At 68.3% G+C, this 13,279-nt stretch carries 12 protein-coding genes; 6 read left to right on the forward strand and 6 right to left on the reverse strand.

All coding sequences use genetic code 11. From position 1 onward, the window contains the following. Nucleotides 1-12 precede the first annotated feature (12 nt). The 3 genes from folD (at nt 13) to DKG75_RS07040 (ending at nt 3,235) form a co-directional block, all read left to right on the forward strand. Nucleotides 13-903 carry a bifunctional methylenetetrahydrofolate dehydrogenase/methenyltetrahydrofolate cyclohydrolase FolD gene (folD, locus tag DKG75_RS07030; protein ID WP_109920387.1) on the forward strand — a complete coding sequence of 297 codons (891 nt, stop codon included), beginning with the start codon at nt 13-15 and terminating at the stop codon, nt 901-903. A 90-nt stretch (nt 904-993) separates the two neighbouring features. Further along, entirely contained in the window at nt 994-1,608 is a 615-nt protein-coding gene (locus tag DKG75_RS07035) for a LysE/ArgO family amino acid transporter (protein ID WP_109920388.1), read from the forward strand. A gap of 127 nt (nt 1,609-1,735) precedes the next feature. Continuing rightward, nucleotides 1,736-3,235 (forward strand): flavin-containing monooxygenase, encoded by a 1,500-nt coding sequence (locus DKG75_RS07040; RefSeq protein WP_109920389.1) that lies wholly within the window; start codon nt 1,736-1,738, stop codon nt 3,233-3,235. Between the two features lie 12 nt (nt 3,236-3,247). Here DKG75_RS07040 and DKG75_RS07045 read toward each other — a convergent pair whose 3' ends face one another. Continuing rightward, nucleotides 3,248-3,901 carry a TetR/AcrR family transcriptional regulator gene (locus tag DKG75_RS07045; RefSeq protein WP_109920390.1) on the reverse strand — a complete coding sequence of 218 codons (654 nt, stop codon included), beginning with the start codon at nt 3,899-3,901 and terminating at the stop codon, nt 3,248-3,250. 177 nt (nt 3,902-4,078) lie between these two features. Here DKG75_RS07045 and DKG75_RS07050 point away from each other — a divergent pair, with 177 nt between their 5' ends. The 3 genes from DKG75_RS07050 to DKG75_RS07060 are packed head-to-tail and all read left to right on the forward strand — an operon-like array spanning nt 4,079 to nt 7,745. Next, entirely contained in the window at nt 4,079-6,229 is a 2,151-nt protein-coding gene (locus DKG75_RS07050; protein WP_166646462.1) for a DUF1302 domain-containing protein, read from the forward strand. Between the two features lie 41 nt (nt 6,230-6,270). Continuing rightward, on the forward strand, nt 6,271-7,137 hold the full coding sequence (locus DKG75_RS07055; RefSeq protein ID WP_109920392.1) for an SDR family oxidoreductase: 867 nt from the start codon (nt 6,271-6,273) through the stop codon (nt 7,135-7,137). Next, nucleotides 7,134-7,745, forward strand: a complete 612-nt coding sequence (locus tag DKG75_RS07060) for a carboxymuconolactone decarboxylase family protein (RefSeq protein WP_208112053.1) — start codon at nt 7,134-7,136, stop codon at nt 7,743-7,745. Before DKG75_RS07055 ends, DKG75_RS07060 begins: the two co-directional genes overlap by 4 nt. 105 nt (nt 7,746-7,850) lie before the next feature. Here the strand turns inward: DKG75_RS07060 and DKG75_RS07065 are convergent, their stop codons facing one another. The 5 genes from DKG75_RS07065 to DKG75_RS07085 all read right to left on the reverse strand — a co-directional run bounded on the left by DKG75_RS07065 (nt 7,851) and on the right by DKG75_RS07085 (nt 13,277). Then, nucleotides 7,851-10,187 (reverse strand): adenosylcobalamin-dependent ribonucleoside-diphosphate reductase, encoded by a 2,337-nt coding sequence (locus tag DKG75_RS07065; protein WP_109920393.1) that lies wholly within the window; start codon nt 10,185-10,187, stop codon nt 7,851-7,853. A 257-nt stretch (nt 10,188-10,444) separates the two neighbouring features. Continuing rightward, the gene (locus tag DKG75_RS07070) at nt 10,445-11,182 is read right to left on the reverse strand and encodes a lysophospholipid acyltransferase family protein (protein ID WP_243746521.1); all 738 of its coding nucleotides are present in this window, start codon (nt 11,180-11,182) and stop codon (nt 10,445-10,447) included. Next, nucleotides 11,182-11,838 (reverse strand): YdcF family protein, encoded by a 657-nt coding sequence (locus tag DKG75_RS07075; protein WP_109920394.1) that lies wholly within the window; start codon nt 11,836-11,838, stop codon nt 11,182-11,184. The genes DKG75_RS07070 and DKG75_RS07075 overlap by 1 nt, the downstream gene beginning before the upstream one ends. Next, on the reverse strand, nt 11,838-12,392 hold the full coding sequence (locus DKG75_RS07080) for an HAD hydrolase-like protein (protein WP_109920395.1): 555 nt from the start codon (nt 12,390-12,392) through the stop codon (nt 11,838-11,840). The genes DKG75_RS07075 and DKG75_RS07080 overlap by 1 nt, the downstream gene beginning before the upstream one ends. A 3-nt stretch (nt 12,393-12,395) precedes the next feature. Beyond that, nucleotides 12,396-13,277 carry a cell division protein FtsX gene (locus DKG75_RS07085; protein ID WP_109920396.1) on the reverse strand — a complete coding sequence of 294 codons (882 nt, stop codon included), beginning with the start codon at nt 13,275-13,277 and terminating at the stop codon, nt 12,396-12,398. Nucleotides 13,278-13,279 lie beyond the last annotated feature (2 nt).

A 13,279-nucleotide genomic window follows, 5' to 3' on the forward strand; every position in this document is an offset into this window, starting at 1 on the left:
CGGGGTTTTCCCATGACCGCAGCGATCATCGACGGCAAGGCTTTCGCGGCCGGCCTCCGCCAGCGCGTGGCCCAGCATGTGGCCCGCCTGCGCGAGGACCACGGCCTCGTGCCCGGGCTTGCGGTCGTGCTCGTCGGCGACGATCCGGCCAGCCATGTCTATGTCCGCAACAAGGGCGAGCAGACCAAGGCGGCGGGGATGAATTCCTTCGAATTCCGCCTGCCCGACGACGCCCCGGAAAGCGCCCTGCTGGAGCGGGTGGCGGCGCTGAACGCGGACCCGGCGGTGCACGGTATCCTGGTGCAATTGCCCCTGCCGAAGCATATGGATGCGGCCAAGGTGATCGACCTGATCGATCCGGCCAAGGATGTCGACGGCTTCCATGTCGTCAATGCCGGGAAACTGGCGGTCGGCGCCGACGGCATCGTGCCCTGCACGCCGCTCGGCTGCCTGATGCTGATCCGCGACCGGCTGGGCCCCCGGCTCGCCGGGCTGAACGCGGTGGTCATCGGCCGCTCCAACATCGTCGGCAAGCCCATGGCGCAACTGTTGCTGCGCGAAAGCTGCACCGTCACCGTCGCCCATTCGAAGACCCGCGACCTGCCGGCCCTGGCCCGCAGCGCCGATATCCTGGTCGCCGCCGTCGGCGTGCCGGAAATGGTGAAGGGCGATTGGGTGAAGCCCGGCGCCGTGGTCATCGACGTCGGCATGAACCGCATCCCCAAGGCGGACGGCAGCGGCACCCGCCTGGTCGGCGACGTCGCCTTTGCCGAGGCCGCGGCGGTGGCCGGCCATATCACGCCGGTGCCCGGCGGCGTCGGCCCCATGACCATCGCCTGCCTGCTGGCCAATACGCTGACCGCTGCCTGCGCCCGCGCCGGCCTGCCGGTACCGGCGCTCTGACTTAGCCGGGCTTAATCGGACCAATCCGATTTAACTGGGCTGAAGGGCCGGGGCCTTCTATCACCGCCGCATTCCAACCCGGGTGCGCGCATGAGCCTGTCCCTTCCCGTCCTTCTCACCGGTTTCGGCAGCGGCCTCGGCCTGATCATGGCCATCGGGGCGCAGAATGCCTTCGTGCTGCGCCAGGGCCTGATCCGGCGCCATGTCTTCGCCGTCTGCCTTGTCTGCGCCCTGTCGGACGCGCTGCTGATCACCCTCGGCATCACGGCGCTTGGCACGGTCAAGGCGGCGCTGCCCTGGGCGGAGCCCGTGCTCCGCTACGGCGGGGCGGCCTTCCTGCTCTGGTACGGCGGCCGCAGCCTGCTGTCGGCGCTGCGGGGCGGGCAGGCGCTGCGGGCGGCGGCAGGGCCGGGGGCGGGGTTGGGGCCGACACTGGCCACCGCCCTGCTGCTGACCTTCGCCAATCCCCATGTCTATCTCGATACGGTCGTGCTGCTCGGCACCATCGCCGCGCAATTTCCCGGGCAGGGGCTGGCCTTCGGCCTGGGCGCGGTGACCGCATCCTTCGTCTTCTTCTTTGCCCTCGGCTTCGGGGCCCGGCTGCTGGCGCCGCTGTTCGCCCGGCCCGCGGCCTGGCGGGGGCTGGATCTCCTGGTCGCCGCCATCATGGGGCTGGTCGCCACCAAACTCCTCCTCGGGGCGTGATTGATCCGGATCAATGCCGGGCGCCGCCGCCGCAGTAAAAGTTGACGCCAGTGTCACGAATGCGTGACCATGGTGGCAGGTGCCGGCAAGAAGGCACCGCGAAGAAGAATGGAAGGGAGTTCCAGGCATGGCAACGGCAGCACGCGCCGTCGCGCCCCAAAGCGCGGCAGCGGAGCATTTCGACGTCCTCATCGTCGGCGCCGGGATTTCGGGGGTGGGCGCCGCCTATCACCTGACCCGGCAATGTCCGGACCTCAGTTTCGCGGTCCTCGAGGCCAAGGACACGTTCGGCGGCACCTGGGTGACGCATCGCTATCCCGGGGTGCGCTCGGACAGCGATCTCTATACTTTCGGCTATCGCTTCAAGCCCTGGGTCGGCAACCCGATCGCCAGCGCCGGCGAAATCCTGGACTACATGGGCGAGGTGATCGCCGAGAACGACCTCGGCCGCCACATCCGCTATGGCCACCGCATCGAGCGGGCCGCCTGGTCGAGCGCCGCGGCGCGCTGGACCTTGACGGTGACCCGGAACGACACCGGCGAGACCTTCGAGATTACTGCCGGCTTCCTCTGGATGTGCCAGGGCTATTACCGCCACGAGCAGGGCTATACGCCCGACTGGCCGGGCCTCGGCGATTATCGGGGCCGCGTCGTCCATCCCCAGTCCTGGCCTGCGGACCTCGACTACAAGGGCAAGCGGGTGGTGGTGATCGGTTCCGGCGCGACCGCGGCGACCCTGGTGCCGGCGATCGCCGGGGATTGCGCCCATGTCACCCTGCTCCAGCGTTCGCCGACCTATTTCCTGCCGGCGAAGAATGCCAACGACCTGGCCGACCAGCTGCGCGCCCTCGAGGTCGACGAAAGCTGGATCCACGAAATCACCCGGCGCAAGATCCTGGCCGACCAGGAGGAATTCTGCCGCCGCGCGGTCGAGGAGCCGGAAGCGGTGACGGCGGAACTGCTGGGCGCGGCGCGCCTCTTCCTCGACGAGGAAACGGTGCGGCGCCATTTCACCCCGCGCTATCGGCCGTGGCAGCAGCGCGTCGCCTTCATCCCCGACGGCGACCTCTTTCAAGGCATCGCCGCCGGCAAGGCGTCCGTCGTCACCGACGAGATCGAAGGCTTCACCGCGACCGGCATCCGCCTGAAATCGGGCGCGGTGCTGGAGGCCGACATCGTGATCACGGCGACCGGCTTCAACCTCAGCGTCCTCGGCGATATCGCCTTCACCGTCGACGGCCGGCCCGTGACCTTCGGCGATACGGTCACCTATCGCGGCATGATGGCGACCGGCCTGCCCAACATGGTCTGGATCATGGGCTATTTCCGCGCCAGCTGGACGCTGCGGGTCGATCTGGTCGCGGATTTCGTCTGCCGCCTGCTCACCCACATGCGGGCGAAGGGCGCGGCCAAGGTGGAAGTCCGCCTCCGGCCCGAGGATGCGGACATGCCGCTGCTGCCCTTCATCGACGGCGAGAATTTCAACCCCGGCTATCTGACGCGCGGCCTGCACCTGATGCCGAAGCGGGGCGACAAGCCGGAATGGCAGCACAACCAGGATTACTGGCGGGAACGGAAGGAACTGCCCGCCATCGATCTCGACGACGGGGCCTTCGTCTATTCCTGACGGCCGTTGCGGTCAGCGTCCATTCATCTGGGTGGACGCGAGCCGCCGCCACAGGCCGAGATAATGGCCCAGCAGGTCGGGCGGCAGCATATGGGCGTCCAGCGCCATGCCGCGCATCAGCCAGCGGCCCAGCATCAGGGTCTCGGTGACGCTGCCGACCGCCCCCGGCGCCGGCACGAAGCGGGCCGCCGCGACCGTGGCCAGCTTTGCCATGATGCGTTCCGAAAGATCGTGCAGGACCGCCGCCAGTGCCGGGTTGCGCCGGCTGGCGACCAGAAGCTCCAGATAGATCTCGTTCACCTCCCCGCTGAAGAATTCGCCCCAGGCCGCGGCGACCATGGTTTCGACCGCCTGATCGCCGCCTGACAGCGCCGCCACGATCTGGTCGAGCCGGTCGTGCACCGCGGTCAGCAGGTGTTCCGCCGTCGCCAGGATCAGCGCTTCCATGGTCGGGAAGTGATGGGCCCAGGCGCCGCGGGAAACCCCCGCCCGCGTCACCACCTGGGCGACGCCGGTGGCGGCGAAGCCCTGGTCGGCCAGGCAGGCCAGCGTCGCCTCGATGATTTTCGCCCGCGTGGCCGAACGCCGTTCGGCCTGGGTCGTCCTGGCTTTTGGGGATGATGCCCTGGGGGATGGTGCCGGCGGCATTTTCGATCCGGTTGACATGACGGTTTTCCATGTGATTTATACAAACCGAACGATCGGTCTGTAAATGAAGCCTGTCGACGGGCCAAAGCCGAACGTACAGCGAAGGGGGGAGAGCGGGGAATGGCGGTCAACGGGAAGAAGCCCGGGGGGCATCAGCGCGCCCTCCATCCGCAAGGGAGCAATAAAGACCGGGGCATGCGGACGGTCGCCGCGGCGGCGGCCGGCGGCCTTGCCCTGGGTCTGGCCGCGACGGCGCCGGCCCTCGAATTCGACCTGACGGACGAGATCAGCGGTTCGCTGATCGTCTCGCTTTCGACGGGCGCGCAATTCCGCATGGCCGATCGCGATCCCCGCAATTATGGCTACTATTATGGCGGCGGCCTGGTGTCGTCGGGCAATGACGACGGCAACCTGAATTTCGAGAAATACGACCCCGTCAGCCAGATTACCACCGCCTCGGCGGAATTGAGCCTGAAGTGGCGGAATTTATTCCTCTTCACCCGGGGCAGCGCCTTCTACGACACGGTGGCCGCCGCCAACGACCTGGCCGATTTCCGGCCCGAGGACCGGGTCTACACCAGCGGCCGCTATCCGGAAGGGGCCGACAACAAGGCCGATTGGGACGCCCGCGTCCTCGACTATTACATCGGCGGCAATTTCACGGTCTTCGACCGCAACCTGAACCTGAAGCTGGGCAGCCAGGTCCTGAACTGGGGCGAGGCGCTGTTCACCGTCAACGGCATTTCGGTGATCAACCCGATCGATGTCGGCAAGATCCGCACCCCCGGCGCTGAACTGAAGGATGCGCTGATCCCGGTGCCGATGATCGTGGCCGGATATGAACTGGCCGCCGGCCTGTCGATCGAAGGCTTCTACCAATTGGATTTCGAGCCCTACAAGCTCGATGCCTGCGGCAGTTTCTTTTCCTTCACCGACAATTTCTGCGACGGCGTGAAGATCAGTTCCAGCTTCACCGATGCCGGCGACCGCTCGTCCTATACCACCGGCGCCGGGCTGAACCCGCGGGATTACGACGATCCGAACAGCACGGTCGCCGCGGTCAACGCCAAGGTGATCCAGCGCGACGATCCGGCGGTGGACGACTGGGGCGTCGCCCTGCGCTATTTCGTGCCCGAACTGAACAATACGGAATTCCAGCTCTATTACGTCAACTATACCTCGCGCCTGCCGTCGCTGCGCGGGACGGCGCCCGTCGACTATGCCCCCGGCACCGGCGACCTGAACCTGGCCGCCCTCGCCCCCCATCTGATCGATTCCCTCTTCGACGCCCTTGGCCAGGGCCGGCTGGATGCGCTCAGTTCGGCCCTGGCCGGCCTCCTGGGCGGCCCGGTGACCGATCTCGCCGGGGCCCTGACGGGACCGATAACGTCTCGCCTGATCAGCCCGCCCTTCGGTACCGCGCCGCGTTCCACCGTGCTCACCAACCTCGAGAACGGCTCGCTGGAGCTTTATTATCCCGAAGGCATCGACATGGTCGGCTTCGCCTTCAACACCACCTATGATCCGCTCGGCGTCGCCATCAATGCCGAGATCAGCTACAAGCACGATGCGCCGGTCTGGATCTCGGAGCCGGCCTTCCTGGTCGCGCTCTATGACGGCGCGGGCGGCGTGCCCCTCGATTCGGCGACCAAGGCGCCGACGTCGCTCGGCATCCGGAACCCGGGGATCGCGCCCCTGCTCGATACGGATTTCCTGAAGTTCGAGGATGTCTTCATCCCGGGCCGGGTGTTCACCCTCGACATGCGCCACGACATCTGGCAGGCGGCGATCCGCTTCACCCAGGTCCGCGGCGGCACCGATTGGCTCACCGGCCTGCTCGGCGCCAACCAGTTGCTGGCAATGGTCGAATTCGGCGCCCTCTACATCGACCTGAAGGACGGCGTGCAATATGCCGCCTATGGCCAGAACGGCTTTTCGGGCTTCCAGACCCGCTCCCTGAGCCTCGGCCCGGCCGAGATCATGCCGCCGATCCACGCCACCGAACTCGGCACCGAATTCCCCGAGACCGGCAAGACGCCGACGCGCTGGTCGGGCGGGGTGCAGGGCCTGTTCTTCTGGGATTACCCGGATGTCCTGCCGGGCGTCACCATGGTGCCGTCCATCGGCTTTTCCCACGGCCTGTTCGGCATCACCCCGGCGCCCAACCCGGGCTTCACCAAAAGCGTGACCTCGATGAACCTCGGCCTGAAGTTCGACTACCTCAGCCAATGGTCCCTGAACCTGAACTATTTCAAGAGCTGGGGCGGCGGCGGCGGCGCGGGCGGTGCCCGCAACCCCTATATCGACCGCGACTTCATCGGCGCCAGCCTGTCCTACGTTTTCTAGGATCGTCCCCCGATCCTGCCGTTTCCTGAAGGGAGATTGCCATGGCCATCCGGAACCTCTCCGGTCGCAAATGCCTCGTCACCGGGGCCGCCAGCGGCATCGGGCGGGCGACCGCCCTCGCCGCCGCCCGCGAGGGCGCCCTGCTGTTCCTGACCGACATCAACGGCCCGGGGCTGGCCAGGGTGGCGGCCGAGATCGAGGCGGCGGGCGGCATCGTCGCCCTGTCACGGGCGCTGAACATCGAGGATATCGCCGCCGTCCGCACTTTCGCCGACGACATTCACCGCAAGTCCGGCCCCCTGGACATCGTGATGAATATCGCCGGCATCTCGATCTGGGGCGAGGTCGAGAACCTCACCCACGAGCATTGGCGGCAGGTCGTCGAAATCAACCTGATGGGGCCGATCCATGTCATCGAATGCTTCATCCCGGCCATGATCGCCGGGGGCAGGGGCGGGCATCTGGTCAATGTCTCGTCGGCGGCCGGCCTGTTCGGCCTGCCCTGGCATGCGGCCTATAGCGCCGCCAAATTCGGCCTGCGCGGGATTTCGGAAGTGCTTCGCTTCGATCTCGCCCGCCACGGCATCGGTGTCAGCCTGGTCTGCCCGGGGGCGGTGCGCACCGGCCTGGTCGAGACCATCAAGGTTCTCGGGGTCGATGTCCGCTCGCCGGCGGTGCAGGCATTCCGCGCCGGCTTCGAGCATCGGGCGGTCACGCCCGAGGCGGCGGCGGCGGCGATCCTCAAGGGGATCCGGCGCAACCGCTATCTCGTCTTCACCTCCGCCGATATCCGCATCGGCCATTGGCTGCAATGCCGCCTGCCGTTCCTCTACCGGCTGCTGATGCGGCGCCTGAATGACCGGATGCAGGCGGTGGCGGCGGCATCCCGCCGGGGGGCGGCGTCGTGATCCCGCCCGGCGGCTGGATCGATGCGGGCACGCCGCGCGTCACCCCGCTTCCGCCCGCGGAACTGCCGTGGTTCGCGCGCCTCGTGTCCTGGGGCGCGCGGCGCTGGGGCCGGCGGCATACGGCGAATGCCGAGATCCCGGCCCTGTTCCTGATGCTGCTGCGGCACCGGCGGCTGTTCTGGCCCTGGCTGCGCTTTGCCGCCCGCCTGATGCCCAACGGCTCGATCGGCCGGCGCGAGGCGGAACTGGTCATCCTCCGCGTCGCCTGGACTTGCCGCTGCCGCTATGAATGGGGCCAGCACGCGGCGATCGCGCTTCGCCTCGGCTTCACCCCGGCCGAGATCAGGCGCGTGGCGGAAGGCCCCGAGGCCGAGGGCTGGCAGCCCAAGCAATCGGCCCTGCTGCGCGCGGTCGACGAATTGCACCGCGACCGGGTGGTCTCGGCCGTGACCTGGGGCCGGCTCGCGGCGGTCTACGACCAGCGCCAGCTGATCGAGGTCGTGATGCTGGCCGGCCACTATGAGATGCTGGCCGGCGTCCTCAACACCACGGCCCTGCCCCTCGACGCGACGGTAGAACGGGCGCTGGCCGGGCAGGATCTCGTTTAGAGTTTGTCCGGTTTTGGCTGAATCAGCCAAAATCGAAAAAGACAAACGGCCGCGCACAAAGCAGGAGTTTGTCCGCTTCAGTATGAAGCGGACAAACTCTAAGCGTCAGCCGCACTTCGAGTAACCGCAGGAGAAGCAGGCGTCGCAGCCCTCCTGGCGGACCAGGCTCGGCTGGCCGCAGCGCGGGCAGCCGCGCGCCCCCTTGGGGCCGGCGGTGCCCGCATTGCCGCCTTCGGCGAGGCGCTGGAATTTTTCCGGCACCTCGACCTTGGCCGACTGGATGAAGCCGATGTCGATCAGGTGCTGTTCGATCACCTCGCCGATCGCGGCAAGCAGCGAGGGCACGTAACGCCCCTGCATCCAATAGCCGCCGCGCGGATCGAACACCGCCTTCAGTTCCTCGACCACGAAGGCGACGTCGCCGCCGCGCCGGAACACCGCCGAGATCATGCGCGTCAGCGCCACGGTCCAGGCGTAATGCTCCATGTTCTTCGAGTTGATGAAGACCTCGAACGGCCGGCGCCGGCCTTCCTGCACGACGTCGTTCACGGTGATATAGAGGGCGTGTTCCGATTCCGGCCAGCGCACCTTGTAGGTCTTGCCCGGCAGCACTTCCGGCCGGTCCAGCGGCCGGGTCATGTAGACGACGCCGCCGGCCTCATAGACATCCTCGTGGCGGACGCTGGCGGCCGGCGTCTCCAGCGGCAGCTGGGGCTCGGCCTCCGGCTTCTTCTCCTCCTTCTTCGGCTCGACGGAGAGGACGGAGCCGGTGATGTCGTTCGGGCGATAGGTGGTGCAGCCCTTGCACCCCTCGGCCCAGGCCATCAGGTAGACGTCCTTGAAGGCGTCGAAGGAAATATCCTCCGGGCAGTTGATGGTCTTCGAGATCGAGCTGTCGACATATTTCTGCACCATGGCCTGCACCCGCACATGGTCGGCGGGGGTCAGCACCTGGGCATCGACGAAATAATCCGGCAGGGGCGCCTCGCCCTTCAGGCGGCGCCACAGGCGATAGGCGTAATCGGTCACATCCTCTTCCCGGCGGGTGCCGTCGGGCATCAGGACCTTCCGCGTATAGGCGAAGGAAAACACCGGTTCGAGGCCGGAGGAGACATTGTCGGCAAAGAGCGAGATCGTCCCCGTCGGCGCGATCGAGGTGAGCAGCGCATTGCGGATGCCGTGCGCCGCGATCGCCGCCCGCACGTCCGCATCGAGGCCGCGGACCGCTTCGCCGGCCAGGTATTTCTCGCGGTCGAACAGGGGGAAGGCGCCCTTCTCGGCGGCGAGTTCGGTCGAGGCGAGATAGGCCGAGCGCTGGATCTGGTGCATCCAGCGCTCGATCAGGCGCAGCGCCTGGGGCCCGCCATAGCGCGCCCGGCACATGATCAGGGCATCGGCAAGGCCGGTGACGCCAAGGCCGATGCGGCGCTTCGCCTTCGCCTCGGCCAATTGCTCGGGCAGGGGGAAGTTCGAGGCATCGACCACATTGTCCATCATGCGGACGGCGAGGCGCACCACCCGGTCGAGATCGGCGAGGTCGAGATCCGCCGTCTCCTCGAAGGGGTTGCGGACGAAGCGGGCGAGATTGACCGAGCCGAGCAGGCAGGCGCCGTAAGGCGGCAGGGGCTGTTCGCCGCAGGGGTTGGTCGCGCTGATCGTTTCCGCGTACCAGAGATTGTTCAGCCGGTTGACCCGGTCGATGAAGATCACCCCCGGCTCGGCATAGGCATAGGTCGCCTTCATGATCGTGTCCCACAGGTCGCGGGCCTGCACGGTCTTGTAGACGACGCCGTCGAAGACGAGGTTCCAGGGCTCGTCCCGTTCCACCGCCGCCATGAACGGATCGGTGACCAGGACCGAGAGGTTGAACATGCGCAGGCGGCCGGGGTCGCGCTTGGCCGCGATGAAGGCTTCGATATCCGGGTGGTCGCAGCGCATGGTCGCCATCATGGCGCCCCGGCGCGAGCCGGCGGACATGATGGTCCGGCACATGCTGTCCCAGACGTCCATGAAGGGCAGGGGGCCGGAGGCGTCGGCGCCGACGCCTTTCACCGGCGCGCCCTTGGGGCGCAGGGTCGAGAAGTCGTAACCGATGCCGCCGCCCTGCTGCATGGTCAGGGCGGCTTCGCGCAGATGCTCGAAAATGCCCGACATGTCGTCCGGCACCGTGCCCATGACGAAACAGTTGAACAGGGTCACCCGGCGATCGGTGCCGGCGCCGGCGACGATCCGGCCCGCCGGCATGAAGCGGAAATCGGCCAGCGCCGAATGGAAGTCGGCGGCGTGGCGGGCGCGCGTCTCGGGGGGTTCGACCGCGGCCAGCGCGGTCGCCACGCGCTGCCAGGTATCCTCGATGGTGGCGTCGATCACCGTACCGTCCGCTTCCTTCAGGCGGTACTTCATGTCCCAGATCTGCTGGCTGATCGGCGCGATCGATACCATGGCGCGGTCCTCAACGTGGGTCTTCGGGGGTGACAGGGCGGGCGGTGAACGATCATAGGCCATCCGGCCGCCCCTTCGTTCTCTTTTTGTTTTCATTGCCGGGCGTGGTTGTTTCCACAATGTTCCCGAGCACAAGATGCTGATTTTGTTACAGAATTGGACTTATCCACGAATCCTGGAAATTGTGGCGCAACACTTATCCACAAGCGATATATGGGGCCGTGGGCAATGTTCCCGATTCGTCTGCGCCCCTAGATTTAGGCCGGCGGCCCGGCCTTGGCAACCGCGGCCAGGGCGTCGGAGGCGGCTTCGACCTGGGCTTCGAGCGAGGTCATGAAGGGATCGCGGCGCAGGCCCGGCGGGATCGGCGGCAGGAATTCGACGGTGATCCGGCCCGGCGGCCGGCGGAACGCCCGGCGCGGCCAGACCAGGCCGGAATTGAGCGCGACCGGCACGCAAGGCAGGCCCAATTGGGCGTAAAGGGCGGCGACCCCCGGCTGATAGGGGGCCTTGGTGCCGACGGCGACCCGCGTCCCTTGCGGGAAGATCAGCACGGAACGGCCCCCGGCGGCGGCAGCCTTGGCCCGGCGCACCATGTCCTTCAGCGCCTTGGCGCCGGCGGAACGGTCGATCGGGATCATGCGCATGACCAGGATGTACCAGCCGTAGAGCGGGATCCAGGTCAGCTCGCGCTTGAGCACGACCGCGGGCATGCCGCAGATCGACAGAAGCGCGATCGTATCCCAGGCCGACTGGTGCTTGGCGGCGATCAGCACCGGGCCGTTGGCCAGGCGCTCGCGCCCCTTGACCTCAACCGTGATGCCGCAGATCAGCCTGAGGCCGAGGTTGACCCCGCCGACCCAGAAGCGGGCGGCCAGCATGCCGAGATTGCGCGGCATCACCAGCGCCGGCGACAGCACCAGGGCCGACAGCGCGGTCCAGGCGTAGAAATAAAGGTTGAAGACGGCCGATCGAAACCAGGTCAGCAAGGTCATCAGGGCGTTTCCGGTCTCAGGGGCGGCAGGGTGTCGGCCGGGGCGGGCGCCGCGCTCTCCGCGGGCGGGGCGGTCCGTTCCGGTTGCGGCGGCGATGCCTCGCTCAGGCGGCGGCGCAGCAGGGCGGCGACGAATTTGGCGAATTCCAGCGGCGCTGTCACGGGGGGCAGCGAACCGCTCTCGAATACCCGTTCGGGGAATACCGGGTGCGGCACCAGTTCGACCCCGGGCAGGGCCCGGTCCAGTTCGACCAGGGTGCGCGGCATGTGATAGGCGGCGGTGACCACGCGCAGCGTCGCCATGCCGTGGGACCGGGCCCAGGCCGCCGCCTCTTCCGCATTGCCGATGGTGTTGCGCGCCTGATAGCCGAGATCGACGCAGCAGCGGAACAGATCGTCCGGCAGGGCGGGCAGGCGCTCGCGGATATCCTCGGGCTTGCTGTCGGTCGAGACGCCGGAGATCAGCAGGCGCCGGGCCCGGCCCGCGGCCATGATCTGCGCCGCTTCGTCGAGGCGGAGCGCGCCGCCGGTCAGGACCACGATGCCGTCGGTCCGGCGTTCGGGGTCGCTGACCGCGGTCGGAATCCGGCCGAGGAACCAGGCATAGGCCCCGGCGAGAAAGGCGAGGATGAGAAAGACCAGGCGCAGGCTGCGCATCACCCGTCCTCCTGTCCGACGCCCAGGATGAGGTCGACCGCCGCCGCCAGATCGCCCGCGACCCGGAGCGGCAGCAGGTCGCGCGGGATGCCGGCGCCCTGGGTGGTGCGGCCGCGCCCGGTCTGCACCAGGATGCGGGCGACACCCGCCGCCGCGGCGGCCTGGAGGTCGTCCAGGCAATGGCCGACCAGCACCGCCCGGTCGGGCGGGCAGCGGAAATCCTGCAGCAGGGCGCGAATCGGGGCCAGCGCGGGCGGCGCCGGCGGCCCGCCCGGGGCGACCCCGACATGGCCGATCCGGTCGAGCCGCGCCCCCTCGGCGGCGAGCAGGTCGCGCAGGTGGTCGTGCAGGCGCGCCAGCATGGCCTCGTCGAGCGGACCCCGGCCGAGCAGGGGCTGGCGGGTGACCACCGCGGTCAGCGTTCCGGCCGCGTTCAGCCGGGCCAGCGCCCGCCCGGCGCCGGGCAGAAGCGCCAGTTCGCCCGGGTTGCGGATGCCCCCGGCCCGGTCGGCGGCCAGCACGCCGTCGCGTTCGAGAATCACCAGCCGCGCCATGGCTCAGACCATCCTGCGCAGCGCGCGGGTGACGGTGATCCCCGCCGTCGCCATGGTCAGCAGGCCGACGGCGACCGGCAGGCCGGCCAGCGGCAGCAGGCTGGCCAGAAGATCGTCCAGCGCCGGCAGGAAGGGCGAATCGAGCGAGGCGGCGTAAAGCGCCAGGCCATAGAGGGCAAGCCCGCCGACCAGGGCGCCCAACGCGCCGCCGACCAGCCCGAGGCGCAGGAAATGCCCCTCGAATTCGCGCGCGACGGCGCGTTCCCGGGCGCCGATCTGATGCACGATCTCGACGATGCCGTGATGGGCGGCAAGGCCGGCGCCGGTCGCGAAGACGACGACGGCGACAAGGCAGAAGCCGACCAGGGCGACCACCGCATAGGCCCCGCCCTCGATCGCGGCGGCGATTTCCGCGATCTCGTCCAGGCTGTCGACCGCGGCCTCGACCCGGGCACCCTTGACCACGGTTTCGATGCGGGCGGCCAGCGCCGCCGGTTCCAGCCGCGTGTCCGGGGTGGCGACGATGTCGATCAGGACCGGCAGGGGCAGGTCGCCGACCGCGGCATCGCGGCCGAGCCAGGGTTCCAGCAGGCGCTGCATGGTCGGCTGGGGCACGACTTCGGCGGCCAGCACGCCCTCGGTCTCGGCCAGGAGGTCGACGACGCGGGCGACGGTCTCCTCGTCGACCGCGCCGGCCTCGGCGGTCGGCAGTTCGACGGTATAGCGCCCGGCCAGTTCGGCCTGGAAGCTGGCCAGCGAACTGTCGATGGCGATGGCGGCGGCGGCGGCCAGCGTCAGCAGCAGGACCATGACGGCGATGATCGCGGGCACCAGCCGGTTGGACAGCGCACCCCGCGGCAGCAGGTTGAGAGAACGTCCGATCATGG

The sequence above is a fragment of the Zavarzinia compransoris genome (genome assembly GCF_003173055.1).
Lineage (GTDB): Bacteria > Pseudomonadota > Alphaproteobacteria > Zavarziniales > Zavarziniaceae > Zavarzinia > Zavarzinia compransoris.

Coding starts and splice junctions, on each gene's coding strand:
- folD (WP_109920387.1), top strand. CDS start 13: ATGACCGCAGCGATCATCGACGGCAAGGCTTTCGCGGCCGGCCTCCGC.
- DKG75_RS07035 (WP_109920388.1), top strand. CDS start 994: ATGAGCCTGTCCCTTCCCGTCCTTCTCACCGGTTTCGGCAGCGGCCTC.
- DKG75_RS07040 (WP_109920389.1), top strand. CDS start 1,736: ATGGCAACGGCAGCACGCGCCGTCGCGCCCCAAAGCGCGGCAGCGGAG.
- DKG75_RS07045 (WP_109920390.1), bottom strand. CDS start 3,901: ATGTCAACCGGATCGAAAATGCCGCCGGCACCATCCCCCAGGGCATCA.
- DKG75_RS07050 (WP_166646462.1), top strand. CDS start 4,079: ATGCGGACGGTCGCCGCGGCGGCGGCCGGCGGCCTTGCCCTGGGTCTG.
- DKG75_RS07055 (WP_109920392.1), top strand. CDS start 6,271: ATGGCCATCCGGAACCTCTCCGGTCGCAAATGCCTCGTCACCGGGGCC.
- DKG75_RS07065 (WP_109920393.1), bottom strand. CDS start 10,187: ATGGTATCGATCGCGCCGATCAGCCAGCAGATCTGGGACATGAAGTAC.
- DKG75_RS07070 (WP_243746521.1), bottom strand. CDS start 11,182: ATGACCTTGCTGACCTGGTTTCGATCGGCCGTCTTCAACCTTTATTTC.
- DKG75_RS07075 (WP_109920394.1), bottom strand. CDS start 11,838: ATGCGCAGCCTGCGCCTGGTCTTTCTCATCCTCGCCTTTCTCGCCGGG.
- DKG75_RS07080 (WP_109920395.1), bottom strand. CDS start 12,392: ATGGCGCGGCTGGTGATTCTCGAACGCGACGGCGTGCTGGCCGCCGAC.
- DKG75_RS07085 (WP_109920396.1), bottom strand. CDS start 13,277: ATGATCGGACGTTCTCTCAACCTGCTGCCGCGGGGTGCGCTGTCCAAC.